Consider the following 1,728-nt stretch of genomic DNA (forward strand, 5'->3'; position numbering starts at 1 on the left):
CCGCCCGCCCCCGCGGCCGCCGCCGGCGGCCCCGCGCCCACCAGCGTCGACGGGCGCGTGATCGAGGAGTTCGCGCGTGACTTCCTGAAGGAGCGCCGCAGCGAGCGGCGCTGGCGCGCGTTGCGACGGCTCGCCTGGCTGGTGATCTTCGCGCTCATCGCCTGGGCCCTGATCACGCAGCAGCGCAATGCCGCCGTGCCGAGCGGGCCGCATACCGCGCTGATCGAGATCCGCGGCGAGATCGCCGCAGAGGCGCTGGCGAGCGCCGAGGGCATCAATGCCGCGCTGCGCACCGCCTTCGAGGACGCCGGCGCCCAGGCCGTGGTGCTGCGCATCAACTCGCCCGGTGGCAGCCCGGTGCAGGCCGGCCTCGTGACCGACGAGATCCGGCGCCTGAAGGGGCTGCACGCCGACAAGAAGCTCTATGCGGTGTGCGAGGAACTGTGTGCCTCGGCGGCCTACTACATCGCCGCGGTGGCCGACGAGATCTTCGTCGACAAGGCGTCCATCGTCGGCTCGATCGGCGTGCTGATGGACGGCTTCGGATTCACCGGCACGATGGAGAAGCTCGGCGTCGAACGCCGCCTCATCACCGCCGGCGACAACAAGGGCCTGCTCGACCCCTTCTCGCCGCTCAGCGAGGCCCACAAGGCCTATGCGCAGGCGATGGTCAACCAGATCCACCAGCAGTTCATCAAGGTGGTGAAGGACGGCCGCGGCGCGCGCCTGAAGGAGGCGCCCGAGACCTTCTCCGGCCTGTTCTGGAGCGGCGAGTCGGCGGTGCAGCAGGGTCTGGCCGACCGGCTCGGCAGCCTGGACTACGTGGCGCGCGAGGTGGTCAAGGCCGAAGAGGTGATCGACTACACCCCCAAGGAGAACGTGGCCGAGCGCCTGGCCAAGCGCTTCGGCGCCGCGGTTGGCGCCGGCGCGGCCAAGGCGCTCGCGGGACCGTCGCTGCGCTGACGGCCGGAATTGCCGGCCTGTTCGGCGCTTCGACCGTCCTGCAAGTCTTCCAGAATCCTCCGAGGGCGGCGTTTGCCGCCCGCCCCCCCGCGCACGCGCGGACGCAGCATGGACGGAGACCGGGCGGTGGCCCCGAGCAGGATGACGAACGACCCGATGGCCAGCGGCGGTTTCCACCGACCCCGCGCGCGCAGCCCGAGCGGCCCGAGCGGTCGCTGGCGGCCTCGCTCGCGCTGCTCGCCGCCCTGCACTTCGTGTTCGCCTACGGCGCGATCCACCTGTCCCGTCAGCCGGGCAGCGTCGCCACGCTCTGGTATGCCAATGCGGTGGTCGCGGTCGTGCTGCTGTCGCGCCGGCGCGCCGAATGGCCGCTGCACCTGCTGGCGATGGCCGTGGCCAATGTCGCCGCCAACCTGTTCAGCGGGCACGCGCCCGGTCTGAGCCTGTCTTTCCTGCTGCCCAATCTGCTGGAGGCCTCGCTCGCGGCTGCACTGCTGCGTCTGGCCGGACCGCCCGCGCGCTGTGTCCAACAGGTCGGAGCGCTGCTGTGGGCGCTGGTGCTGGGGCCGTCGTGCCGAGTCTCGTCGGCGCCACGCTGGGAGCGGCGGTGCTGTCGATGCAGTTCGACGCGCCCGTCGGCTCGCTGTGGTCGGCCTGGTTCGTCGGCACGGTCATCGGTGGCGTGTCGGTGCTGCCGCTGGGCCTGCTGCTGCTGGCGCGTGGCGGTCGGGCGGTGTGGGCGGCGCTGGCCCGGCCCGCGGTGGC

1 protein-coding gene and 1 pseudogene are annotated in these 1,728 nt (G+C 72.3%); both read left to right on the forward strand.

The window, feature by feature from the left end; translation table 11 throughout:
* The coding region (locus tag Y694_RS21600; protein WP_036236583.1) for a S49 family peptidase at window positions 1–963 on the forward strand (963 nt) is incomplete at its 5' end.
* A gap of 571 nt (window positions 964–1,534) precedes the next feature.
* A pseudogene (locus tag Y694_RS21605) lies at window positions 1,535–1,728 on the forward strand (hypothetical protein); the annotation flags it as partial.

The organism is Methylibium sp. T29-B (assembly GCF_000576225.1).
In the GTDB taxonomy this organism is placed as follows: Bacteria; Pseudomonadota; Gammaproteobacteria; order Burkholderiales; family Burkholderiaceae_C; genus Methylibium; species Methylibium petroleiphilum.